The 23,602-nt window shown below is 59.6% G+C and carries 19 protein-coding genes; 13 read left to right on the top strand and 6 right to left on the bottom strand.

What is annotated here, in order from left to right; genetic code table 11:
- Window positions 1-161: 161 nt before the first annotated feature.
- Window positions 162-1,367, top strand: coding sequence for a hypothetical protein (locus ACQY6C_RS00315; RefSeq protein WP_427963466.1), 1,206 nt, complete (start codon window positions 162-164; stop codon window positions 1,365-1,367).
- Between the two features lie 68 nt (window positions 1,368-1,435).
- Here the strand turns inward: ACQY6C_RS00315 and ACQY6C_RS00310 are convergent, their stop codons facing one another.
- Both ACQY6C_RS00310 and ACQY6C_RS00305 read right to left on the bottom strand, forming a co-directional pair.
- Window positions 1,436-2,716 (bottom strand): hypothetical protein, encoded by a 1,281-nt coding sequence (locus ACQY6C_RS00310; RefSeq protein WP_427963464.1) that lies wholly within the window; start codon window positions 2,714-2,716, stop codon window positions 1,436-1,438.
- Window positions 2,717-2,836: 120 nt separating this feature from the next.
- Window positions 2,837-3,427: a PAS domain-containing protein gene (locus ACQY6C_RS00305; RefSeq protein ID WP_427963463.1), complete on the bottom strand. Its 591-nt coding sequence runs from the start codon at window positions 3,425-3,427 to the stop codon at window positions 2,837-2,839.
- Between the two features lie 300 nt (window positions 3,428-3,727).
- Here ACQY6C_RS00305 and ACQY6C_RS00300 point away from each other — a divergent pair, with 300 nt between their 5' ends.
- From ACQY6C_RS00300 to ACQY6C_RS00290, 3 genes are read left to right on the top strand one after another with little or no spacing between them, the layout of a single operon-like run.
- On the top strand, window positions 3,728-4,069 hold the full coding sequence (locus ACQY6C_RS00300) for a hypothetical protein (protein WP_427963461.1): 342 nt from the start codon (window positions 3,728-3,730) through the stop codon (window positions 4,067-4,069).
- Window positions 4,066-4,248 (top strand): hypothetical protein, encoded by a 183-nt coding sequence (locus ACQY6C_RS00295; protein WP_427963459.1) that lies wholly within the window; start codon window positions 4,066-4,068, stop codon window positions 4,246-4,248. Before ACQY6C_RS00300 ends, ACQY6C_RS00295 begins: the two co-directional genes overlap by 4 nt.
- Window positions 4,249-4,255: 7 nt before the next feature.
- Window positions 4,256-5,125, top strand: coding sequence for a hypothetical protein (locus tag ACQY6C_RS00290; protein ID WP_427963457.1), 870 nt, complete (start codon window positions 4,256-4,258; stop codon window positions 5,123-5,125).
- Here ACQY6C_RS00290 and ACQY6C_RS00285 read toward each other — a convergent pair.
- Window positions 5,122-5,955 (bottom strand): outer membrane beta-barrel protein, encoded by an 834-nt coding sequence (locus ACQY6C_RS00285; protein WP_427963455.1) that lies wholly within the window; start codon window positions 5,953-5,955, stop codon window positions 5,122-5,124. The two genes, ACQY6C_RS00290 and ACQY6C_RS00285, sit on opposite strands and share 4 nt — an antisense overlap.
- Window positions 5,956-6,308: 353 nt before the next feature.
- Between ACQY6C_RS00285 and ACQY6C_RS00280 the strand changes: the two genes are divergently transcribed.
- Entirely contained in the window at window positions 6,309-7,529 is a 1,221-nt protein-coding gene (locus ACQY6C_RS00280) for a carbohydrate porin (RefSeq protein WP_427963453.1), read from the top strand.
- A gap of 62 nt (window positions 7,530-7,591) precedes the next feature.
- Here ACQY6C_RS00280 and ACQY6C_RS00275 read toward each other — a convergent pair whose 3' ends face one another.
- Window positions 7,592-8,314 carry a DUF3313 family protein gene (locus ACQY6C_RS00275; protein ID WP_427963451.1) on the bottom strand — a complete coding sequence of 241 codons (723 nt, stop codon included), beginning with the start codon at window positions 8,312-8,314 and terminating at the stop codon, window positions 7,592-7,594.
- Between the two features lie 352 nt (window positions 8,315-8,666).
- On the opposite strand from ACQY6C_RS00275, the gene ACQY6C_RS00270 reads away from it, so the two are divergent.
- Window positions 8,667-9,278 carry an outer membrane protein gene (locus tag ACQY6C_RS00270; RefSeq protein ID WP_427963449.1) on the top strand — a complete coding sequence of 204 codons (612 nt, stop codon included), beginning with the start codon at window positions 8,667-8,669 and terminating at the stop codon, window positions 9,276-9,278.
- A 277-nt stretch (window positions 9,279-9,555) separates the two neighbouring features.
- On the opposite strand, the gene ACQY6C_RS00265 is transcribed toward ACQY6C_RS00270, so the two are convergent.
- Together ACQY6C_RS00265 and ACQY6C_RS00260 are read right to left on the bottom strand one after the other, a co-directional pair.
- Window positions 9,556-13,446, bottom strand: a complete 3,891-nt coding sequence (locus ACQY6C_RS00265; protein ID WP_427963447.1) for a translocation/assembly module TamB domain-containing protein — start codon at window positions 13,444-13,446, stop codon at window positions 9,556-9,558.
- Window positions 13,447-13,574: 128 nt separating this feature from the next.
- Window positions 13,575-15,773, bottom strand: coding sequence for an autotransporter assembly complex protein TamA (locus ACQY6C_RS00260; protein WP_427963445.1), 2,199 nt, complete (start codon window positions 15,771-15,773; stop codon window positions 13,575-13,577).
- A 193-nt stretch (window positions 15,774-15,966) separates the two neighbouring features.
- Here ACQY6C_RS00260 and ACQY6C_RS00255 point away from each other — a divergent pair, with 193 nt between their 5' ends.
- From ACQY6C_RS00255 to ACQY6C_RS00225, 7 genes are all read left to right on the top strand, one after another.
- Window positions 15,967-16,596 (top strand): MarC family protein, encoded by a 630-nt coding sequence (locus tag ACQY6C_RS00255; protein ID WP_427963443.1) that lies wholly within the window; start codon window positions 15,967-15,969, stop codon window positions 16,594-16,596.
- A gap of 261 nt (window positions 16,597-16,857) precedes the next feature.
- A complete protein-coding gene (locus ACQY6C_RS00250; RefSeq protein ID WP_427963441.1) occupies window positions 16,858-17,844 on the top strand; it encodes a BamA/TamA family outer membrane protein in 987 nt (328 codons plus the stop codon).
- A 369-nt stretch (window positions 17,845-18,213) separates the two neighbouring features.
- The gene (locus ACQY6C_RS00245) at window positions 18,214-18,750 is read left to right on the top strand and encodes a LuxR C-terminal-related transcriptional regulator (protein WP_427963439.1); all 537 of its coding nucleotides are present in this window, start codon (window positions 18,214-18,216) and stop codon (window positions 18,748-18,750) included.
- Between the two features lie 35 nt (window positions 18,751-18,785).
- Complete coding sequence (locus tag ACQY6C_RS00240) at window positions 18,786-19,871, top strand: endonuclease/exonuclease/phosphatase family protein (RefSeq protein ID WP_427963437.1); 1,086 nt, start codon at window positions 18,786-18,788, stop codon at window positions 19,869-19,871.
- 237 nt (window positions 19,872-20,108) lie between these two features.
- Window positions 20,109-21,311 carry an MFS transporter gene (locus ACQY6C_RS00235; RefSeq protein ID WP_427963435.1) on the top strand — a complete coding sequence of 401 codons (1,203 nt, stop codon included), beginning with the start codon at window positions 20,109-20,111 and terminating at the stop codon, window positions 21,309-21,311.
- A 63-nt stretch (window positions 21,312-21,374) separates the two neighbouring features.
- The gene (locus ACQY6C_RS00230; RefSeq protein WP_427963433.1) at window positions 21,375-22,400 is read left to right on the top strand and encodes a LacI family DNA-binding transcriptional regulator; all 1,026 of its coding nucleotides are present in this window, start codon (window positions 21,375-21,377) and stop codon (window positions 22,398-22,400) included.
- Window positions 22,401-22,575: 175 nt separating this feature from the next.
- Window positions 22,576-23,586, top strand: a complete 1,011-nt coding sequence (locus tag ACQY6C_RS00225) for a PfkB family carbohydrate kinase (RefSeq protein ID WP_427963431.1) — start codon at window positions 22,576-22,578, stop codon at window positions 23,584-23,586.
- Window positions 23,587-23,602: the final 16 nt, after the last annotated feature.

Raw genomic sequence — 23,602 nt, 5'->3', positions numbered from 1 at the left:
GATCTACCGTCAGCGAGGGTCCGTGCCGGGAGTAGTTGCCGGCACGGACTTGCCCCTTGGGACGGGTTGAAGCCCACACCCAAAATGCGGAGCCTTTATGCATGGCGTGACCGGTGTTGCGCCCTTGAAATTCATCGCGTTCTTCCGGGGAGCAAGTCGACATGAAACACACATTCAAAGCCGTCCTGCTGGCAAGCTGTATTGGCTTGGTTCCGGTAGCCTGCTCGGCGCAAAGCCAGCCCCAGCAAATGGCTGCTGTGGCTACGAGCCAGCCCGGCCAGATGGACGCTGCTGAGCTCATCACCAGGGCCCAGCGCGCTGTTGGTGCGGTTGTAAGAGCCGCGCGCGCCGCGCCGCAACTCGACAGTTCCAAATCTGAAGCCAAGCCATTCTGGAAGGCGATGAAGGAGCTGAACGAAGCGCTCGACAAGGCGCAGACGGGCATGACGCTGAAGGACGATACCTTCTTCACCGGATTGGCCTCGGCGCATGGCCAGGTGATCCAGGCCGATGTGGCGATCACCATGAGCGGTGCAAACAATGCCGCGCTGACCAAGGCGATGCAGACGCTGACCGGTCTCGTGACTACTCTCGACCAGAATTACAGCAAGGAGGCCGCTCGCCTCAGAAAAGGCGGCGAGCTGACCAAGGAGGAACGCCGCCAGCTCGACGAGCTCAAGAAGCAGCAAAAGGAGATAATGGCGAAGCTCGACCAGGTCGAGCGCAACGCGGCGAAGAACAACAAGAAGATGCAGGAAGGCATCAAGAAGATTCGCCGGGAAGCAGAGAAGATCCGCCGGGCGGGCTATACGTCATCGGGCTTTGTCGATGGCTTCATCGCTTCGCGGATCATGTCGAGCTGGATGTGGGGCTGGCACTGGTGGTGGGGGCCGTGGGGAGCATGGTGCCCAGGCTGGATCGACATCAACATCATCATCTGGGATGGCTGGATTGATGCGGTGCCCTATGATTGGGGATATGTCGATGTGGCGATCGATATCGACTACGTCGCGCTCGAGCTCGATATGGGCACTCTGGATATCTCCGATGCCGATCTGATCGCAGCAGACGACTACCTGATCGATCAGGAATTCGACATCAATGACGGTGATCTGGTCGCCATGACCGACGAGCTCGATCTTGGCTGGGACGATGTACAGACCCAGGACGGGCTCGATATTCAGGACATGGTCGAGCACAATTTCGAGGAAGTGCCGTTCGATATGGGTTCGGAGGCCGAAATCGAGTCGTTTGAAGACTATGCGATGGACGATTTCGGTGAGGATTTTGGGACCATGGATCTGGGTTTCGATTTTGACGCCGAAAGCTTCGACGGCTTCGATGATTTCGGGGATTACGGCTATTAGGAGGACTTACCGCTAGCTGCGGTGTCGGGGCGCTCAGGCGTTCCGATCCGCAGCAAGCGAGCGGTCGTCTATAGGTCCATGCGCAGGCCCAGCACGATGCTGTTGCCGACCTTATCGCCATTCTCCTCGCGGCTGTCGTCGATCCGCCATTCGACATAGGCATAGCGTTCCAGCCCGTTCTCCCGGCTCAGCGCATAGCGCGCGCCGATCACACCATAGCGCTGGCGATAGTCGTTCGCCTGGATCTCATCTGCGTCGGGCTTCAACCAGTTCCAGCCGCCAACAATCGAGAATCGGGTTGTGATCTGGCGGCGCGCATATACCTCCCAGCCCCAGCCATCGAAATAGTTCAATCCGTCCGTCGCTTCGTGATTGACCAGCCGCGCGACTGTCGTCGCAAGATACCAGTCATTGTCGATCCAGCGCACGCCAAGTAGGGCCGCATGCGCATTGCCATTGATGCCGACCGCCGCGAGGGCAGGGCGATCGGCCAGCTGAATTTCCGCGAAATTATAGGCGAGGCCCAATTCGACATTCTTCGAAAAGCGGATGATCCCGCTCGTTCCGATTGAAACGCCGTATTTTGCATCATCAAAGCCGGGGATCGGGCGGCCATCTTGTGCCTGCAGGTTAAGGTGAAGCGATTGCGCGCCAATCCTTTCGGCCAGTCCTTTGAGCGAGATATGCGCCTGCAGCGCAAGGTCGGCGCGTCCGGTCCCTGTTGGGCCGCCATCGGTGCCGGCATTGTAGGTCCCCGATGCATCGCCCCCGGTGCTGTCGAACTCGTCGGTGAAACCGGAGACCTGGTAGTAGGTAGACCAGTTCTTGCCGAATACGAGCAGGAAGCGCCGCGTCTCAATGCCGCCATAGAGCAAGCGGTCGAATACCTTGGAATCGTCGTCTTCGCTCTTCTTCGAGCCGCTCTTGGACAAATCGCTGAAACCTTCGATCAGGTCGAGACCTGCCTCGGCGCGAGCGAACAGCAACAATCTATTGCTTGGCGCCCATTCGCCAAATGCTCCGAACCTGGATCCCGCATCGCCCAGCTTTCCGGTGGAATTGGCGATGGTGTAGTCAAGCCGCGCGCTACCATAGAGCAGTACCTTGAGCGGCCTTCCCACTCGTTCATCGATCTCGTCAGTTTGCGTTTCGGCATGCCATTTCTGCAGCGGGTCTTCCCCGGCAGACACCACGTTTTCTCGCACCTCCTCCGCACTGGGTTTGTCTTCCGTATCGCTGGAGGGGGTCGTGACTTCACCGGAATCCTGGGCAAATGCGCCGCATGGGGAGAGAGCGGCCAGCGAGAGGAGCAGAGCAGCCTGTCGCGCGGCACGGGGCCCCGGCCGCATTGTAGCCCGCCCGATTATGCTCTCGCCTCGTGCCATGCTCGCCGTATCAGCCCGCTCTTGCAGGCTGGAGCAACATGGACGTGGGGGCATGTCCCAGGAGCAAGCTCCCGTAGGGGCAGGCTAAAGCCCCGCTTCGACTGCTATCCGGATCGCTTCTGCATTGTTCGACGCGCCGATCGATTTCAGCATGGCGGCGCGGTGCATCTTGATGGTCCGTTCGCTCAAGTCGAGGTCATAGGCGAGTTGTTTGATGAGTTTGCCATCCACCAGACCGTTGAGAACCTGAGCCTGGCGCGGGCTGAGCCTGGCCATAGCCTTGCGTGCCTTGGCTGTGCGTTCTTCCAGGGAAATGTCGCTTGAAGAGCTTACGTCGAGCTGCGAGCCGAGATAGCCGATCAACTCGCGGTCGTCGCCATAGATCGGCACGACCATCACGGCGTTCATGAAGGGTGTGCCGTCCTTCTTGTAATTGAGCAGCTTGACCATGATCGGCTGCTCATCAGCGATCGCTTCGCGCAGTTGCCGCCGTTTTTCCGGATCGGTTCCGGGCCCCGCCAGCAAGCGGCAGTTATGGCCGATAACCTCGTCGCGCTCATAGCCTGTCAGTTTCAGAAAACTGTCATTGCAATCGACGATCGGATTGTCCGGCAAGCGCGGATCGGTCGCGATGAATGCGACATCATCCAGGGATTCGAGCCTGGTTAAAGTCATATACGAATGCCCCCAAGTGCATCTTCCAGGGAAAGATTATGCCCCAAAGGACAGCTTGTCCAATCCCGGCTTGAGCAATCGGCATTGCTTGCCGATTGACCGGCCCCCCAGTGAAACCTGTCCATTGATACAGGTTGCTGGCGGTAGGCCTGGAGAGGCAGGTTTCAGCCAACAGATCAAGGAATTGGGGCTGGATGGCGACTCGATCGGTGCATTCGCTTCCGCCCGGACACTCCGGATCGTGGACTGCGTACTGCAATGACAAGAGGTGCTGAGATGAGATCGAGACGGTTTTTGGGCGTGGCTGCAGCGCTTGGGATTCTCTTGAGTGCCAGCGTCGCATCGGCATCCAGTTCCTATGTGACGGGCACCGTGTGGAAGCAATCCACCGAGAACGAGAAACTCGCCTACACCATGGGCATCGCCAACACGGTAAATGCGGAACATGAAGTCCAGGCCGCCAGCGCCAATCCGCCGAACGACAAGCAATCGGCGGTTCCAGAAATGTATGCCGCCCTGAAGGGGGCCACGCTGGAAGGCATGGTCGACGCGGTGGACGCCTATTTCGCCGCCCATCCCGACAAGACGGGCGACACGGTGCTGGATGTTCTCTGGCTGATCTACGTGGAGAAGAAGCAATGACACGTAACGGAAAAATCGTGCTGGCCTGCGCAGCGGTGCTGCTGCCGCTAGCGGCCTGCGCCACAGTGGGCGGAAGCGTGGTCGGCGCGGGTATCGGCGCCCTGGCGGGCGATGCGCGGACGGGGGCTGCGGTGGGCGCAACTGCTGGCGCGGTCGTCGACCTGTTCGGACGCGATTGATCCTGCGATGAACCGAAACATCAACCGGTCGCTGGCGGGATTCATTGTCGCATTGGCACTAGCAGCCCCAGCCAACATTGCCTTTGCACAGGATGAGATCGCGCAGGAGCCTGAAGCGGTGGATCCCAATTGCGATGCGGCCTGCCAGGCGGCGCGCAAGGCGGCCAATCCGCTGGGGGACATCGCTGCGATCATGACCGACAACACGATCGCCTATAAGACCGGCACCAACGATCAGGATAGCTACAATTTCCAGATCCAGCCGGTCTTTTCTGTTCCGCTTGATGGCGCCAACTTGATCATGCGCGGCGTGATTCCGGTGCAGGGTGTGCAGCCTGATGCCGCTGTGCCGCCGATCCTGCCAGACCCGACGCCGAACACTACGATGGAATGGGGCATCGGCGATACGATCGTGCAGATGATCTATTCGCCCACCGGTGGGAAACTGGCCTATGGCTTCGGGCTGCAGGTCTCGCTTCCGACGCATTCCAAGCCCGCCCTGGAAGGGCCAAGCATGGGTGCAGGGCCAACCGCGGTCGTATTCGGACAATCGGGAGATCTGTCATGGGGCGGGGTGATCGGGCACCTGTGGGGGCAGGATGGTTTCAGTGTCACCACCATGCAGCCAATCCTGATCTATGGATTCGGCGGAGGCTGGTACGGCGGATACAACAATACGGTCGCCTATAACTGGAGCGCGCCGAAAGACACCACTGGCTGGTCGGTTCCGCTTGGGCTGACGGGCGGCAGGACGATCCTGCTGAACGAGCAGAGCGGCACATCGCTGGATGTGAGCCTGGGCTATTACTGGAATGTCTCGACCCCGAAGGGAGCGGCCGATCGCCAGCTCAAGTTCGGCGTGAGCTTGTTGTTCTAAAACCCTGCTTTCAGGAAGATTTCAGGTCCATTGAAACGATAGTCGTATCGTCCGAACCAGTCGCGCTTGTCGATCTTCAATCGGTAGTCGACCCGGCGAAAAGCGATCCCCAAGCCGACATGATCGAACAGGCGATAGGTCAGCGCAACCTGCGTATTGGCGAGCCGGCCTTTATAGTCACCGACCTTGAGCGAAAGATATTCCGCCCTGGCTCCAAGCGTCAGGCGCGGTGTAATCTTGCCAGCCGCATAGACACCGATCGTAGGCAAGGGGGCGGTCAGCTTTTCCTTGCGCGTTTCGAACTGCACCAGGGACTCGTTGCCGACGCGTCCTTCGCCTGAAAGCTGGACGGAAAAGTCGGTTACATGCGCGCCGCCGCCAATGCCGATTTCAAGCGCGTCATTGCGGATGAAGGAATAGTTCAACGTCAGGCGGTAGATGTCGCTGTCGAATGTGGTCTTGAGGCTGGCCGCGACCGGATAGGTCACATCGTCATAGATCAGTTCGCGCGCGATGCCGATCTCTCCCTTTCGACCAATCTTGTAATAATCGGCAACCAGACTGATCGAGTTCGATAACCGTGCGCCGGCCGTAGCTGTTATTAGGTTGGAAGAAGTCTTCAGCCCCAGGTCTTTTTCGAGATCGATTTCCGTCCCGATGAAGTCGTACTCCTTCGACGTTGCAGAAATGTCCGTATCGAGCTTTGGGAAATAGACCCCAGCTTCGATCCAGAAATCGTCATCCAGGGATTGCGCGGCCGCTGGCATGGGCAATGAAACGGCCAGGATCGTTGCAACGCAGTGAACCGTTCTTCTGCGCTGAATAGCCATGATGCATTCCTTCCGCTGCGGGCCCGCCAATTTGGAGCCAAGCTTCGGATATCATTGCGATGAGGGGGCGGTTACCTACCCCAATGGGCATATTGTTCCACTCTGGCTTAGCTGTGACTGTTTCCATGCTGGGCGAACCGGTTAGGATGGAGCTCACCCTCCTCCACTATCAATCGACCCGTTGATAATCCGATCGGTCTTCGTCCAGCACCCTGGCTGCTCCGGAGTGGGAGATACGCATTCCACCCGTGTTCGAGCAGACAGAACTTGGCCCGATACGCCGGAGGAAGTTCTTGATTTCCATCTCAAAATGCAAGCTGTTGCGAATGGCCTGTTCCACGTCACTCTTGTGCTTGGCGGCCCTCCCATGCGGCGCGGCGATCGCGCAGGATGGTGCTGACCCAGAGCAAGAGGAAGCTGAGCCTGTGGGGCCACCGCCGCCCGCTCCGCCAGCCGCAGACAAGGAACGTAAGCCCGTCGAACTGGAGGCCTGGTTCACCCATTCCCTGACCGGCTTCGTAGCGGGCGATGCATCGCGCGAATGGAAGCTGGGCGGCAAGACCACGCTGATCGCGGATGCCGATCTTGGCCGACTGGGTTTGTGGGAAGGAGGTTCGTTCAGGGTCGCTCAGGAGTTCGTCTATGGCAAGGATCTGCTGAACGAAGAGTCCGGCCTGTTGCTCCCCTTTGGGACCATTGCGTTCCCGCGACTGGGGGGGAAGGATCACGACACTTCCTTTGTGCTGACGCAGAAGATCGCTTCGAAGGCCACGCTCAGCATTGGCAAGTTCAACCTGTTGCATTCGGCCAGAGCGGCTCCGCTGGTGGGCGGCGGGACGGAAGAAACCTTCCTGCACACCGCGATTGCTGGACCGGTCACCGGCATCATTACGCCCTATGTCGGCGGTGCCATCATGAAGGTTGAGACTAAGCCGGTGATTGCCACACTGATGGTGTTCGATCCGCGCAATGCGCAGGATTGGCGGGTCTTTTCCCACCCGTTCGAGACAGGAGTGACCGGCGCATTGAATCTGACCTTCCTGGCGAAAATCGGCGGATTGCCGGGATTCTATTCGGTACGCGGCGTTGCCAGCAGCTCGAAAGGTTTCGATCTAACCCGGATACCGGATTTTGCGGAACTGCCACCGGGGTCGGAAGAGTTCCTTCAGAAGAAGGGCAAATGGTATGTGAATGTGCAGGCGCAGCAGTTCCTGCATGTCGACCCGACTACGCCCGGTGCGGGTTGGGGCGTGTTTGGCTATCTCGGGGCATCCGATGCCAACCCCAATCCGCTGGCGTGGGGTTTCTATGCTGGTCTGGGCGGCAACACGCCCGGGCGGCCGCAAGACAAATGGGGCCTGGCCTACTTCAAGAACGGGTTCAGCAGGGACCTACTGGACGGGTTGAACCAGCTGGGCATTAACCGCCGGGATGAATCCGGGATCGAAGGCTTCTACAACTACAGTCCTGCTCCGTGGCTGCAACTGACCGGCGATCTGCAATGGCTCAAGCCATTCGAAACGGAGAAGAAGGACGCGGTAATCCTCACGATCCGCGCCAGAGTTCATATCTAAATTCCGGGCAGACGGATTGCGCCCGCAGACCAGGAGCGGAACGCTTCGCAGCCTGATGCGGATCAATCTTTCTTGTGCTGCCCGGCTTCGTCGATGGGTGAGAGTGTCTTTAACTCATTCAGGCCAGCCGCGCAGATCCTGGCCCAGCGCGAAAAGAGTCGATTGAAGTCCGCCGCTGTGCTGACATTGTTTGCGAGGATGAAATCCCCGCCGCGACTGCCCGTCCTGCCCTTGTCCACCGTGCGCCCGAGCAAGTCGCCGGTCTCGGAATCGCGCACTTCCAGAGCGAGCGTGGCCTTTCCGGATTCCTGCACATAGGTATATGAAATACCCGGAGAATTATTCTCCGGCGCCGTTACATCGAGGTCGAAGATCTCAAGCGTGATCCGCATGACATCTGGCCCCGGGGCTGTCACGACCTGATACCCGGCTTCCGAAAACTGTTTGCGGAAAGCTTCGTCGAGCAGGTCACGTGCCCCTTCCAGAATCCTTTGGGCCTGCCGCTCGTTCACCCTTCCGCCAAGGCTCAGCGCGGAGCGGTTCTGGTTGCGTCGCCAATTCTTCTTGAAAGTGATTTCCGGCTTGTCGAACATCACCTTGCGATAGCCGCTGAAGTCCGCATAGGGTTCAAGATAGACGGTATCCATCTTTTTGGATTCCACCTGCACCAGGCCGTCCCAGCTGGTATCCACGTGGCCCAATGCGGGTGCGGCAATGGGGATTGCACATAGTCCCAGGATTGCGCCGCCGATGATGCGGTATTTGCCGATAATCATGGTCTTCATCCTCGATCCGGGCGAATTGTCCAGACCTTGCTGGCTGGAAATGATTGTTTCGGAACCCGGTTTCATCGCTGTCGATGCGGTGAAGACTAAGCCTCCAAGAACCCTCCGCAATATACCCGTTTGGGCAGGTTGAATGAGGTTTGCCTTGGTGCAAGCCTCATCTTCAAGCGTCGGCCAAAAGGATTGTTGTAAGGGTCAGCGCTTTTTTCCAACGGGAATGTAAAAATGACGTTTTGTAAATAAAAACGGACAATTCCGACAGGCGTATAGAATATTACACAAAGTAATATAGAGATTTTAGATATTTTGGAGGTCTTTTATGAAAAAGGTTCTAATAATGGGGGCGGCTACGATGACAGCCATGGCATCTCCTGCATTGGCGCAGGACGGTGGCACGGGTGGCTTCAAGGCTGGCGTCGTGATGGGCGCGGATTCCGTGCGTGTCAGCGACGGAACCGAGAAAGCGAAGAAATCGAGCCTGCTCTACGGCGTTACGGCCGGATATGACGCGGACCTGGGCGGAGGCATTCTGGGCGTTGAAGTCGAATACACCGGCACAGGTGGCAAGAAGAAGGTGAACTCCACGACACCGCCGCTGGTCGCCATTCCGCAGACCACAGAGCCAGCCGAACTGACTCAGTTCAAGGCGAAGAGCGATTTCTATATCGGTGCCCGGGCCGGCATCAATGTTGGAAGCAGTTCCCTGGTCTATTTCAAGGCAGGCTACACTTCGGCCAAGGTTGGGCTTGAAGCTTTCGACGAGACCAATGGTCTTACGTCCATCAGCAGCAGGCAGAAGGGCTTTCGCATGGGCCCCGGCGTTGAAGTTGGCCTGTCCAAGGGTTTCGCCATCCGCGCCGAATACCGTTACTCGAACTATGGAAAATACGAGTACATGAAGGTTGATACCGGCCTCAAGACAAAGCGGCATCAGGGCGTGATCGCTCTCGTCGGAAGGTTCTAAAGCCGGAAGCCGTCAGGCATGGCCGGGGCCTGATCCGGCGCTGCCCGGAAGACGGAGCGCGAGACGAAGCTCCGGGCAGGGTCAGTCGGGCCTTCCAGGTGGCCAACGGGACCTGGCCCTAAATCTACTTGCACTCTGCTAGACACCCCAAAACTCTTGCGGCCCGGCATGTAACCACATGTCGGGCTTTTCTTTGAACAAGTTAAGTCGGCAAGTCTCGTGCGACCCAAACCATTCAATCGACCTTGCGCGCCCGGCTACGCCTTACTGAGGGCAATCAATAGTCCTTGCGATATTCCAGGCTGGCGTGGTTCTGCCTGATCGACGAGGTATGCGCGAACAGTGACAGCCAATTGGTCAGGCGGAACTCCAACTGGGTGGCGCTGTATCTCTGCCCGTCAGTGATCAGTTCGGCATAGAGCCGACGGGTGAAATGCTTGCCGACTGCGATTGCCGTTTCGCGCTCGATCGAAGGATTGGGCGCAAGCAGCCTCAACCGGTCGATCCCGAGCATCCCGCGAAGGCCATTTATCGGGCCAAGTCCGCCGCCGGATCGGAGCGCCGATACCGCCGCGCCAAGTTGCAGGGCGTTGCCGGTCGAAAGACCGTCCGATCCGTCGCCGAACAACAGCCGCGAAACGATCTCTTCCTCTGGCAGACCGGGCGTAGAGCGGAAGGCAATTTCCGGCGAAGAGGCATTGCCGGAAACGGACACCTGCACATTGAGCTCATCGACCAGCGATTCCGCCTGAATGTCCAGGATGGGATCGGGGGCGGTTGCCTCGTCGAACTCGATCTTCCCGCGCTTGATGTCGAACCGCGTTCCGGCAAAGGCAAAGTCCCCGCGGCGCAAGTTGGTACGACCGCCAATCCGCGGATCCTGCACCGATCCCCTGAGCCGGATATCGGCGCTCCACTCGCTCATCAGCCCAAGACCCTCAACGTGCAAATGGTCGTCGGCCTGAATATCGACCAGATATCGCCAGTTGGCTTTGCGCCTCACCGGGATGGCACGCGCATTTGTCTCACCAGCGTAGCTATAATCGATCAGGGGCAATGCTTCCGCCGCGTCGGCATTGCCGAGCTGCCAGTCCGCCCGTTCAATGCTCAATCGCCCCGCGATCGTTCCGGTTCGCCCATCCGAATAGATCCGCATGGGGCCGCTAACCGTTGCAGCGATGTCGGAACGGTCGAACAGCCGCGCGTCCTTTGCAGCGAGCCTTATGTCGATGCGTGGAGCGTGATCGAGGGTTTCCGCCAGATCGATCGTGCCCTTGCCGCTGATCCTGCCGGACTCACCGGCGGTTCCGCTGAAACGCGTCAGATTCAGCCTCGAGCCTGTAAACGAGCCGCGCACGGCCATATTCCGCAGGTCTGTACCGGTGATTGTACTTTGCATGCGCAGCCCGTCACCCCGCAGGCTGCCGTCGATCTGTGGACCGTCTAGCGTGCCCCCCATTCGGGCATCTATCGATATCGGGCCTGTGAAGTCGAATGCGTCGATAGCGGCGAGCCGCCAGATCGCCGAGGCGGGGCCTGAATAGTTCACGGAGCCGGACAGGCTTCCGCGCGCGATCCGCTCGATGAGAGTGCCTGCATCAGGCAGATCGTCGACGCGGAGCGCCATCTGGCCCAATTGCGCGCCTTCACTCCTTGCATTGGCCTTGGCTTGCAACCCGCTCGCCGTGAGTTTGGCATTGAGCGCCAGGTCCACCGGCTGAGACGTAAGGATAAGGCCGGATCGGCTGAAGCGCTTCACATCGAGGCGCATGGTTCCCTCTAACGGTTCCGCTCCGTGCGAAGACCATTCGATCTTGCCCGAGGCGGTTCCATTCAAGCCTTCCTGCCTCAAACCCAGATCGAGAATCCCGATCGGCATGCCTGACAGGCTGAGTGTGCCGTGCGTGGTGCCACTGGCTTCGGCTCCAGCTTCCACCTGCAAATAGCCATCGCTGAAATCGAGCTGCGCCTCACGCAGGCTCCAGCTCCCGTCACCATTCCACAAAAGCCGCGCGCGACGGGGCATAGTGATTTTGTCGCCGTCATACCGGCCGCGGGCAGCGATCAGCGCTTGTCCGGGCGTAAGTTCAGCCCTGATCTGCAGCGCGGACTTGCTGCCGCCATATCCCGCGAGATTGGCGCTGGCCGTGCCGCGCCCTTCCGCCAATACTGCCCTTGCGTCCATCCTACCGAAGTAGAGCTCGCCATAGCCTACGCCCTGTGCATCCAGCAGTGCGTCGAGCGTGCTGCGCTCGCCCATCAATTGTCCCTTTGCCGCGAGCGTTCCGCGCGTGATCGAAAGTGCCCCGTCGCCGCCAAACTGCAAGTCGCTCATTGTCAGGTCGGCGGAATAGGCCTGGTTTTTCCCGTTTCCCTGCGAAAACGCGACCTGGCCGGAGAGGCCGCCGCCGGCCATATCGAGTTCGCCCAGTAACACGCCGTCATCGAACCGAACTTCTCCGCTGACCCTTGTGTCCCAGACGTTTAGCCGGTCCACATGCAGCCGCGGCTGGCCCCCCCTTGCCGTCAGCAGCCGGGCCTCGCCTTCGACAGGGCCCAGCATTGAATCGCTCGCCGCCTCCAGCGCATATCCGCCTGGGATCGATTTCAGCGAAATGCGGGCGTCTTCGATACCTGCTGGTGCGTAGGGGCGTTCGAACCTGGCGGTGGCTGCAAGATTCTTGTTCGCCATGGATCCCTGAAACGAGAACTTCCCATATTCACGATGCCTGCCGCTAGCGGTGAAGCTGGCATCGCCGTCATCCAGTTGCGCGTCGATCGCAAGCGCCAGGCGAGAGCTGGTAAACGCGCCATCGGCCAGTCGCCAAGGCCCATACTGGCCGCCGCTAAGCTTTCCGGAAAATGTGATCTGCGGTCCAGCGATGCCTTGCATCAATGTGTCTTCGAGACGACCGGCAATTCCTTTGACATTCGCCTTGAGCGACCAGGGCTGCGCGTCCCCGTCATTCACGGCGAGAACCAGCACGCCATTCATTCGCATTGCCGAAAGTTCCGCGCCTCGGGCTTCAGTGCCGGACCGGATTTTTCCGATGCTCAGATCCAGCGGGACTTGCCAGCCTTGCTTGCCAGGCCGTGCAATTCCCTTCTGTGCCAGATTTTGCGCTTCGATCGAATTCGCAGCCAGCCGGTCGACGGTGAGGCGATGATCGATGTCGAGCGCTTCGAATGGGCCATTCAGCGTCGCGTCGAGGCGTGCCCCTTCAAGCGTGAGGGCCGGGCCAAACAGTGCCGGGTCGAGCAATGCGAGGTTGACGGCGAACCGCTCGAAGCGATCTCCGGCCAGATCGATGGAGCCTTCGCCTTGCATATCGGCGGCGTCCGACTTGAACGAGAGCAGTCCTGTGTAGATACGATCGTCGAAGCGTCCGCGTGCGGAGATGGCCGGTGCATCACCTGCCACCCGCTTTGCCAGCCCCTCGAGCAATGGTGCAGGGCGGATCGTTCCTTTCAGATCGAACAGGCCAGCGCGATTTGTGAGGGCTGCTTCGGCGAACTGCGACCCTGACCGGACCATTTCGATCGAGCCGTTCCAGCTTGCCCAATTGCCATCGCCGTTGGCGCGGGCAATCCATTCCTCTTCTGCGCCTGTGAGCCCCGCAAGCAGCCCGCCTGCCGGAGCGACATAATCAAGATGGATGTCGAAACGGTCCTGTTCCGGTTCGGCGTCGAGCGAGAGGGCCAGCCTGTCAGTCCCGCCGAGTTGCCCCTTTGCCGCAAGCATCACCGCATCGTCACGCAAGGCGCCGCTGACGAGAAAATCGATTCTGCGCATGTCACCCGCGATCCCTTTGGCAATCTCTAGGCCATCGATCTCCAGCCGGTCGATACGGAGATCGAATTCGGGCAATGAGAGCTGGCTGGGAGCGGAACTGTCGAAGGCCGGCACACGATGCAATCGGCCATGGCGCAAGGCAAGGCTGCGAATGTCGAGCCCCGAATAGAGCCAGCTGAGCGGGCGCCAATCCAGCTCTGCGATTGGTACATGCAAGAAATCGCCTTGCGGATCGCCGATCGCAACCCGGTGGAACGCGGACTTGCCGTAGAGCGATCCCGTGATCTCCCCTATCTTGATCCGCAGCCCGGATTGTGGGCGCAAACCTTCGACGTAATTCGCCACTGCGCGGTGGCCGATTGGCGTATCGATCAAAATTGCCAATGCGACGATTGCGGCCAGCAATCCGGCAAGGGCTCGCAGACTCCATCGCAGCCAAAACCCTGCCTGAGTTCTTTTGAGGGCCTCCTCTGCCCCGTTCTCATCTGGCGCCCGCGCAGCCATCAGAACGCCTGCCCAAGCGAGGCATAGACCGCCAGCCAGCCATCCTGGGGACGTGGGTTGATCGGTGTGGCAAGATCGAGCCTCAGCGGCCCTATGTCGGTCTGGTACCTCAGGCCTACCCCTGCACCGTAGCGGATCTCTTTGAAATTTGGCGTGGAATCCGGCCCAACCGTCCCGGCATCGATGAATGGCACCACGGACAGTGCGCCATCGAGCATGGATGTCTGAATCCGTGCCTCGATCGAGAATTCGGCCAGCGACCTGCCGCCATTTGGCTGGCCTGGAACAGAGCTTTTCCCAATTGATTCATAGCCATAGCCACGAACCGAATGGCCACCCCCGGCATACATCCTCCGCGATGGGGCGACCTTGTCCAGTTCGGTCCCAACGATGCTGCCAATTGCCCCGCGCAGCGCCAGGATCGATCGTTCGCCAATGCTGAAATAGGTCGAAGCGTCGATCCGCCCCCAAAGATAGGCCGGGGCGTTCCCGCTTTCGAGCGAGATCTCAGGGGAGAGCTGCAAGGCGAGCTTGAAGCCGCTGACCGGATCGAGCAGGTCGGTGGTGGTATCGTAAAGTCCATGGAGCGGGATTGCTCCGACCTTGTATGTCTTGCGCTCGCCCAATTTGCCCGAGGCGGTCTTTTCGGCCTCCTCGGAAATCGTCGCTTCGATCCCTGCTCCCCAGGCGAACCCTTTCTGATAGAGGATTGTGCTCTTCTTCTCGAAAGAAGCGGTGAAGGTCGCTCGCCGGGCCTTGTAGGCATTGCGTTTCTGGATGTCGCCGTTGAGGCCAACGGTCAGTATCCGGTCGCGCCCACCCAGATTGCTACGCCTGAAGGTGACACCCGCTTCCTGCTCGCGGGTTCCCAGAATTCCGTGCAGGCGCAACATGCCTTCCGGTGGGAAGAGATTGCGGTGCTCCCAACTGCCGGAGAGTTGATAGCCCCGGTCGGTGCCATAGCCCGCGCCCAGCTCTATGCTGCGCAGCGGTGCTTCGGTCATGTCGATTTCCAGATCAGCCACGCCGGGGATTTCGCCAACAGGGGCGTTCGCCTCTTTTGGTGTGATGTCGACATTGGAGACGAGCCCGGTGGCCAATATGGCGCGCCGCAAATCGAGCATGCTCGATTGCCTGACCAGTTCGCCGGTCTGGAAGCGCGCCAGCCTCGCGAGATGGCGCGACGAGAGGAAATCGGGCTGGAGACTTGCGATCGATCCGACGACATATTTGCCTCCCGGTTCAACCTGCATTGTCAGATCGGCTTCGCTGCGATCGGAATGGATCAGCAGATGCGGCTCGTCGATCGCGGCGAAGGGATAGCCGGCTTCACCAAGCACCTCTTCCAGATCTGCACGTTCCTGCTCGATAACATCCGAAAGGACCGGATCGCCGGGCTCAATCTCGAAGCCTTCACGCAGGGCTGGATAGTCCTGGCCGGTCTGCTCAAGTTGACCGAGATCGATCGAACCGAAGCGGAATTGGTCGCCGGGGAGAATACGAAATCGGACAGAGGGCCAGACTTCGGCAGCAGCATCATCTTCAATGAGCGATTGCGCCTCCAGCGAATGTGAAACGCGTGCATCGTAGTAGCCGTGAATGCGCAGGAGCTGGCCGAGCAGTTCCTCGTCATGGCTGGCTCTTACCGCCAATTGCGCAAAGTTTTCCTTTTCTGAGGAAAGCGTGACGACATTCGAAAGTGAGTTGAACCGCCGCAGGATATCGTCCCATTCGGGTCGGGCGAGAAGGCTTTCGGGCAGGTCCAGTTCCAACCCCTCAGCAATCGTCAGGATTTCCAGCTCGCTCTCCGGCCCCTGTTCGTCCAACCAGCCATCGTCGAATACGAGCGTTTCATCGGGCTGGAGGGGAGGGGGTAGGTCGAGTTCGCCTTCTCCGGGCCAGGGGAGGTCAGTCTCACCGCGCGCGCGCGATTCATCTGCGGGTTGATCTGGCTCTGCCCTCTGGTCGCCAGCAATCCCGTCTTCAACCCAGCCTTCAGGGTCCCGGGCGGCGTCAGGCGGGACGAGTTCGTCGAGCGTCTGAGCCGACGCCGATGGGGCAAATGCGAGCGGGCATAGAGATACGATTGCCGGAAGGGTACCGAGGGCAAGAAGGTGGTGGAACTGGCCGCGTAAGGCATTCTGCCAACGAAACATTTCGTGCAATCCGTCCGTGCCGCGTGAGGCGGCACGCGCCATGCGACTTCGCCAATATGTCTCGAATCATGAGCGCTGGCCTCACGCTCCACAACCTGCCCCAATGTGCAGGTTCGGATGAGTGCAGACACCTTGGTAAATGGTCGAAACCCCTCCCAGGTTCAGTCGGGACGGCCCGCTCCGGCCGATGCCACCCGTGCCGCAAGGGAGCGCAGGAACACAGGGCACGGCATTCATGGACGACTTCACTTTCGTTTTTACGATCTTCTTCTCGCTGATGGGGCCAGTGAAGCTGATCGTGTACTTCGCCAGCGAGACCGAAGGCTATGACGAGTCATTCAAACGCGCAGTGGCGCTCCGCTCGACGCTCATTTCCGGAGCGACCGTAACAGCGGTGGCGCTCTGTGCGCCGCTCCTGCTCTATGAATATCAGGTCTCGATCGAAGCATTGATGCTGGCGGGTGGTGTGGTCCTGTTGCTGACGGCGCTCAATGGCTTGATCGGCAAGAAGCCACCGCAGCCTGCCAAGCCAAGCGAGATTAGTGCGCTGGATTTCTCCTTCGCACATGTCGCAACAAAGCTGATCGTTACCCCGCCAACGATCGCCTCAATCCTCATCTTCATGATGCTGGCATCGGAATACCCGCACATGCCGTTTAACGTGGCCGGCGCTCTGGCGCTGATCGTACCGATGAATCTGGCGGTGATGTATTACAACTCGCAGATACTGCGCCTGCCCAGCCTGTTGTTGATCCTCAAGATTGTGGCCTCCGTGCTGATCTTCATGCAGGTGGCCCTGGCGATCGACACGATCCTGGTGGCGCTGGCACGGCTGGATCTCGTCCCCGAAGTGACGCTGGTCTGATCCGTGGCGGTGCGCACCGGCAGAACCCGGAGTGGCCGGTTCGGGTCGTGTTGCATAGTCGCGGCCCTGGCTGCGGCGGCGCCAAACACGTCAACGGCTCAAGATAATAGCGGGCAGGTTGCAGCGGCCGAACATGAAACAAGCCTGTCTGGAGACAGGCCGGAGAAAGCGATCGTTCCGCTTCCACAGGCCGAGACCGCCCAGGGAAATTTCAGCGTCGCCAGCCAGGCGGAGCTTGCCGCGCGGGCGGCGAAGCGGTTGATGATTCCTTTGCCAGTGATTGATCCGACCCTGGGTACAGGACTCGGTCTTGGGCTGATCCGCTTCTACCAGCCAAAGGGAGCGGGTGCGCCCTGGACCAGCGGGATCGGTGGGCTCTACACCGACAAGGGTAATCTGGAGCTTGGTGCCTTTCAGAGAATGTCGCTCGACAATGATCGCAAGCGGATATTCGTTCTGGGGGGCTATTCCTCCACCGAGGTGCAATTTTACGGGATCGGGGCAGAGGCGGGCGATGCCGGGCTTTCAATCAGCTTGCGGCAGAAGAGCTTCTACCTCGACCTACAAGGCCTGGTGGAAATCGCGCCGGACCTGTTTGTAGGCGGAAAGCTTGATATTCTGGATGTCGACACGACCCGCAGCACGCCTTCCGGTGATGAGGTGGAGCCGGACATTCCGCTTTCATCAGGCGAACTTTCCAACCGTATCGTTGCGGTTGGTCCGCTGTTTCAGTTCGACCTGCGCGACAATCAGTTCAATCCCAGCAGGGGAGTATTGCTGGAAGGGCAGTATCTCCATGCTACGCCTGCGCTGGGCAGCGATCTTTCCTATTACTCGCTGCGACTGGCCGCCAATGCCTATCATCCGCTGGGCCCGGACAGTGTCCTTGCCATGCGCGTTTCGCTTTGCGCGAAAGGGCGCGATGCGCCGTTTCACAGCCTGTGCCGATACGGAGATTCGGCGGATCTGCGCGGCTATTCCGGCGGGCGTTATCGCGACCGGGCGGCCTGGGCGATCCAGGCAGAGATTCGGCAAAAGATCGCCGGTCGATTGGGTGCTGTCGTGTTTGCGGGCACGGGCGGTATCGCAAGCGGCCTGGGACAGCTCAGGGATAGCAATCATCTTCCTTCAGCAGGGATCGGATTGCGATACGAAATTGCACCTGAGTACCGGATAAATGCACGGATCGATCTTGCCTGGGGCAAGGATTCGCAAGCGCTCTATCTATCGCTTGGCGAGGCATTTTAGGCCCGATTCCAATAGCCTGCATCGCGGTCGGGCAATCCGGTAGATTCCCTCGAAAATTAGATATGCTTTTGCAACCTGCCCCTTGGGACGGGTTGTTCGCCAATTGTACCGCGAGCATCCTCTAAAACATGCTCCAATGGCCATCACTGACCGCACTATTGTACGTATTTGGAGGCGCACCAAAGGGCAGGTCGTGACGCTGGGGCACACATCAACGAAACCGAGCGGGTTGCTCTTAGGCTCGGCCCATAAAAGGGGCGAAACCAATATGCGTTGGTCTTGGACAATTCCATGACGCTATCCAATCTTGATTCGCTGAACCGGATCGGTTTCACAGTCAGGAATCCATACCATGCCGGCAACCCCATCATGGACTGTAACGACTGTTTTCTGGAGCTGACCGGCTATCAGCGCCACGAAGTCGTGGGCCGCAACTGGCAGTTCCTGATTGGTCCGGGAACCGATCTGGAGAAGGTCAGGCAATTACAGGAGGGGATCGACAGTCTCCGGCCGGTCATGGTCGAGCTCCTTTGTTACAGGAAAGACGGATCGTCTTTCATGAACGCGATCATGACAGCGCCTGTCTATGACGACAGGGGCAATGTCAGCGGGATCCTCGGTTCGCATGTCGAAACCTCTGTGCCTGGCCATCGCGCGGCCAATGGGAATGCCACGAGCTTGCTCGGCGAGCGGCGCCGAAAGGCGAAGGAAGCGGTCAGTAAGCTGACTCCTCGCCAGGTCGAAGTGCTTCGCGGAATTGCGGAGGGCAAGCTGACCAAGCAGGTTGCATTCGAACTCGGGCTGAGTGAGCGAACGGTGAAGATGCATCGCGCCGCCATGCTGAAATCGATCGGCGCAGCGACCAATGCCGAAGCGATCCGCCTGGCAGTCGAAGCGGGGATGTAACCAATTATGGTTCCCACGTTCGAGCATGTCGGGACATGAGCGCGCGTGCAGGCCATTTCCGGCAGTTGCTGTTGCTGCCCCTGCTGGCCGGGTGCGCCAGCCTTCCCAAACCATACAGTGCCGATTGCGCGACATCTCAAACGCCGGAGATCACTGTTTCGCCTGACGGGAAGCAGGCGCGCACAACGCTGACAGTTCTAACATACAATATCGAAGGATTGCCCTGGCCAGCGCGCAAGAATCGCGCACCTTCCCTTAAACAGATCGAACGGGCCCTTGCAGATATTCGCGCCAGCGGAACCGCACCCGATGTCGTCCTCTTCCAGGAGATGTTCAGCCAGGCTGCCATTGATGCGGTAATCGGGAGCACCTATCCTTCGCTCGCCGTGGGTCCGTCAAGAACGCAGTCCCGCAAGCTTGAACCCGCCGGGCAGACCAAGGGCCGCCGAAACCTGTTCAAAGGGGAGGCGGGCATCCATCTCATGAGCGGTGGTCTGGCGATCGCAAGCGAGTATCCGATCGTGTTCCATGCGTCGGAACCTTTCAGCAAATATGCCTGCGCGGGTATCGACTGCCTTAGCAACAAGGGCGTCCTTTTCGCGCGCATCGCCCTGCCTGGCCTGCCTGATCCCGTGGAACTGCTGACCAGCCACATGAACTCGCAAAGGGCCTCAAAGGTCAGTGTCGAGCGGCAGAACTCCGCTCACGCGCTCCAGACGCTTGAGCTGAGGGCCTTCGCATCATCCGTCAGCGATCTTCGCAATCCGTTTATTGCTGGCGGGGATTTCAATATGCGGGGCAGCGACATTCGGTTCGATTTCTCAAGGCCCGATGACGGAACGATCCTGGTCCACGAATATTGCCTTGAACACGATGCCACTTGCGATGTGCAGATTTCCTGGGATGGCGACGAGCCCTGGATGGATACGCAGGACCTTCAATATTTCGCGGATGGGGAGCGCATTTCCGTTCGGCCTGTGCGGGTCGAGGCGATGTTCGACGGCAGGCCCGGCAGCCCGGCTCTGTCCGATCACGACGGATTTTTGGTGGTCTATGAATTGACCTGGCCCACCGAGAAAACGGGCGAACCGCACCAATGCTGGCCGAACGTTCGCCCCTGAATCCTTCGCTAACCCGATCGCTGCGTCCGCCATAGATTCGCGTCTGCCGTTCCCGAGATCTCTGCGGATCGAATGGGCATGCATATGGCAATGTACAGCCGAAGGCGCTAGCGATATGTCCTTGTGATCAAGGGGATGGCTGGGCGATGGCAATACTGCGGCAAGCGGTCAAAATCATGGCCGGCCCAACTTGGCCGGTCCGGCGCCCGTCATTCGGAAACATTGAGGCATAGGCCGGTGGAAGCATCCGGACCGGTAGCCAGGCAAAGTGGACGTTTCATGCTGCTCTATGCCCTTGCATGGGCCGGCGGATCGATCAGCTATGTCCCGTTCCTGACGATCCTTCTGCCTGCGCGAGTCGCCGATCTGGCTGGAGACGAAGCGGTTCGCTGGCTTGCCTATATCGCTTTCGCCGGCGCAATTTCCGCCAGCCTTGCCAATATCCTCTTCGGCTGGTTGAGCGATGTGACTCGCAATCGTCGTGGTTGGATCATGGCGGGGCTGGCCCTGTCTTGCGCTTTGCTTCTGACAGCAACTTTGACCGAAACGCTGGGCCAGATGTTGGCGATGATTGTCGCCTGGCAGTGCGCAATCAATATGATGCTTGCTCCGCTTGCCGCATGGGCGGGCGATTGCATTCCGGACAGGCAAAAGGGCACGCTGGGCGGATCCCTCGCCTTTGCTCCGGCGATCGGGGCCTTGTCAGGAGCGCTGGTAACGGTGCCCGGACTTGCGAGTGGAGACGAGCGGATATGGCTGGTGGCGCTGTTTGTGGCGGCCTGTGTCCTTCCAGTCATGCTGTTCGGCAATCCGAGGCCTTTTCCCGAGTTGATGCAAGAACGGGATTCGCGTTTCGATACCGCCGCCTCTCAATCCGCGCCGCACCACGCAGTGGGCCGCATGTGGATTGCGAGACTGCTGCTGCAGGTCGCGGAGTCGGCGCTGTTTGCCTATCTCCTGCTCTGGTTCCGATCGATCTCCCCTTCGATAGCCGACAATGACACGGCGCGAATCTTCAGCATCATGCTGGTGCTTGCGATCCCTCTGGCGATGCTGACGGGGCGCTGGGCCGACCGGAGGGACAGGCCGATCATGCCGCTCGTCATTTGCGCCGCAATTGCGGCAGGCGGACTTGCTGTGATGGCGATGGCACCTGGCCTTGTCATCGCAATCGTGGGGTATGTTCTGTTCGGATTGGCCGCGACGGTCTTCCTCTCGCTTCATGCTGCGCAGACATTGCGCGTCCTGCCAAACCCGAAAACGAGGGCGCGCGATCTGGGCTTCTTCAATTTGACCAATACGATCCCGTCGATGATCATGCCCGGGCTCACATTGCTGCTGGTCCCTGTATTTGGTTTTGAGGGACTGTTTGCGCTTCTTTGTGTCTTGGCCGCGTCGTCGGGCTTGATTCTCTTGTCGATCACCCGCGGGCAACGCTGACAATGTGGGGCACGCCATAGACTGGAAGCAGGAGCTTCCGAATTGAGGGATGGACGCGTCTGCATGGCCGAAAAAAACAAGGCACCGACCATCAACGATGTTGCTCGTGCTGCTGGTGTTTCCAAGAAGACCGTTAGCCGAGTCATCAACCGTTCGGCGCTCCTGAAAAAGGATACGCGCGAGAAGGTCGAGGCGGTCATCGCAGAGCTTGGATATGTCCCCAATCCCCAGGCGCGCGCGCTGGCTTTGCGGCGCAACTTCCTGCTTGGCCTGCTTCACGACAACCCCAATGCGCAGACCGTGCTCAATTTTCAGGAAGGCGTTCTCGACGCTATCCGTAACACCGAGTTTGCGCTGGTGGTGCGGCCGGTCGATCGCCATTCGCCGGATATGCTGGCGGACATTCGTGACTTCCTCGAGAAACAGCGGCTCTACGGCGTCATGATCCTGCCGCCGATTTCCGAGAACGACGAGATCGCGAAGATCTGCCGGGAATTGAACTGCGGCTATGTGCGAATGGGTTCGGCAGAACTGGATGCCCCAGAGCATCTGGTCGAATCGAATGATCGCGAATCCGTGGAGCGTGCGGTCGACTATCTGGTCGAGATCGGACACCGGCGCATAGCGATTATCGAAGGGCCTGAGGGATTTCGTTCCGCGCACGAAAGGCGTGAAGGTTTTCTTGCGGCGATGAAGCGGCACGGATTGGAAGTCCCGCCGAAAGCGATGGCGCAAGGCACCTATCGTTTCGATTCGGGAATCGCAGCCGGCAACCATTTGCTCGATGTCGCGCCGCGGCCAACGGCGATCTTTGCCTGCAATGACGAAATGGCAGCCGGTGCGCTTCATGCCGCCAGGCGCAGGAAACTGAGTGTGCCCGAGGATCTTTCGCTGATCGGCTTCGACGATTCGCCGATTGCGGCTCATATCTGGCCGCCGATGACGACCGTGGGCTGGCCGATCCGCCAAATGGCGAAGGCAGCCGCGATCAAACTGGTTGCGCCGAATGACGAGGGAGCAAGACCTTGTGAGTTTCCGTCCCGGCTGGTGCTGAGGGACTCGGTCGCACCGCCGCGCAGCGACATTTGAAATTTCTGGTCAGTTCCAGCACGCGTTTAGGAGTATCCGAAAATCGGCACTGCTCGAGCCGCAAAGTGGGCCAATGAAGATTGCGCCGATCACAATGGACAGCGAGGCTGCCGATTATGTGCAGGGGCATATTCTTGCAGTCGACGGCGGCTGGCTGGCGCGGTAAGCCCGCCGCATGAACAAGCCTATCGTCTTTTTCGGAGAGTTACTGCTGCGGCTGACTGCACCGGGCAACAGCCTACTGATGCAGGAGCCGCGGTTGAATCTGCACGTCGGCGGCGCGGAAGCCAATGTCGCAATCGGTCTGGCGCATCTCGGCCATTCCTGCCGCATGGTGAGCCGCCTGCCCGACAATGCGCTTGGACGCGGGGCCCTGGCCTCGGTCCGGTCGCATGGGGTTGATTGTTCGGACGTAGACCTCGCGCCGGGCCGGATGGGGCTCTATTTCCTTGAAGTCGGCGCGGGGCTGCGCGCATCGCAGATTGTCTACGATCGCGCCGGTTCGTCATTTGCCGAATGCGCAGCTGATGCCTTTGACTGGGACTCGCTGCTGGATGGAACAGGACTGCTGCATCTATCCGGCATCACGCCTGCATTGGGGCCGGGCATGGCAGACCACACTCTGGCGGCGGCGCGTGCAGCGAAGCGTCTGGGCGTGCCGGTATCCTTTGACGGCAATTACCGCGCTATGCTGTGGGAAGCGTGGGACAGCGACCCCAAGACGATCCTGTCCGAGCTGATCGGGAGCGCCGACATATTGTTCGGCAACCACCGCGATCTCTCCCTGGTGTTAGGCCGGGATTTCTCTGGCGATGGCGAAGATCGCCGCCGCGAAGCTGCAGAGGCGGGCTTTGCTGCTTTCCCTTCGCTCAAGTTGATCGCTTCCACGGCGCGCCACGTACTGACTGCCAATCATCACAGGATCGCCGCACGCGTCGATTGTCCCGGCGATTCTCATCAGACTGCCGATGTGGAGGTAACGGGTATTGTCGACCGGATCGGAGCGGGCGACGCCTTTGCAGCCGGCGTGCTCCATGGCTGGCTGAATGGGGGCGATGCCAAGGCGATGGCGGAAAGCGGTTTGGCGCTGACCTGTCTCAAGCATTCACTGCCCGGCGATGCGAGCCTGTTTGGCCAGGCCGATATCGACGCCTTCATGGCTGGCGGGCTGGATGTCCGTCGCTGACGGAGCGGCCAAAGTA

It is taken from the genome of Altererythrobacter sp. (assembly GCF_050299635.1).
GTDB lineage: Bacteria > Pseudomonadota > Alphaproteobacteria > Sphingomonadales > Sphingomonadaceae > Erythrobacter.
This window is presented reverse-complemented; position numbering and strand designations above follow the sequence as displayed.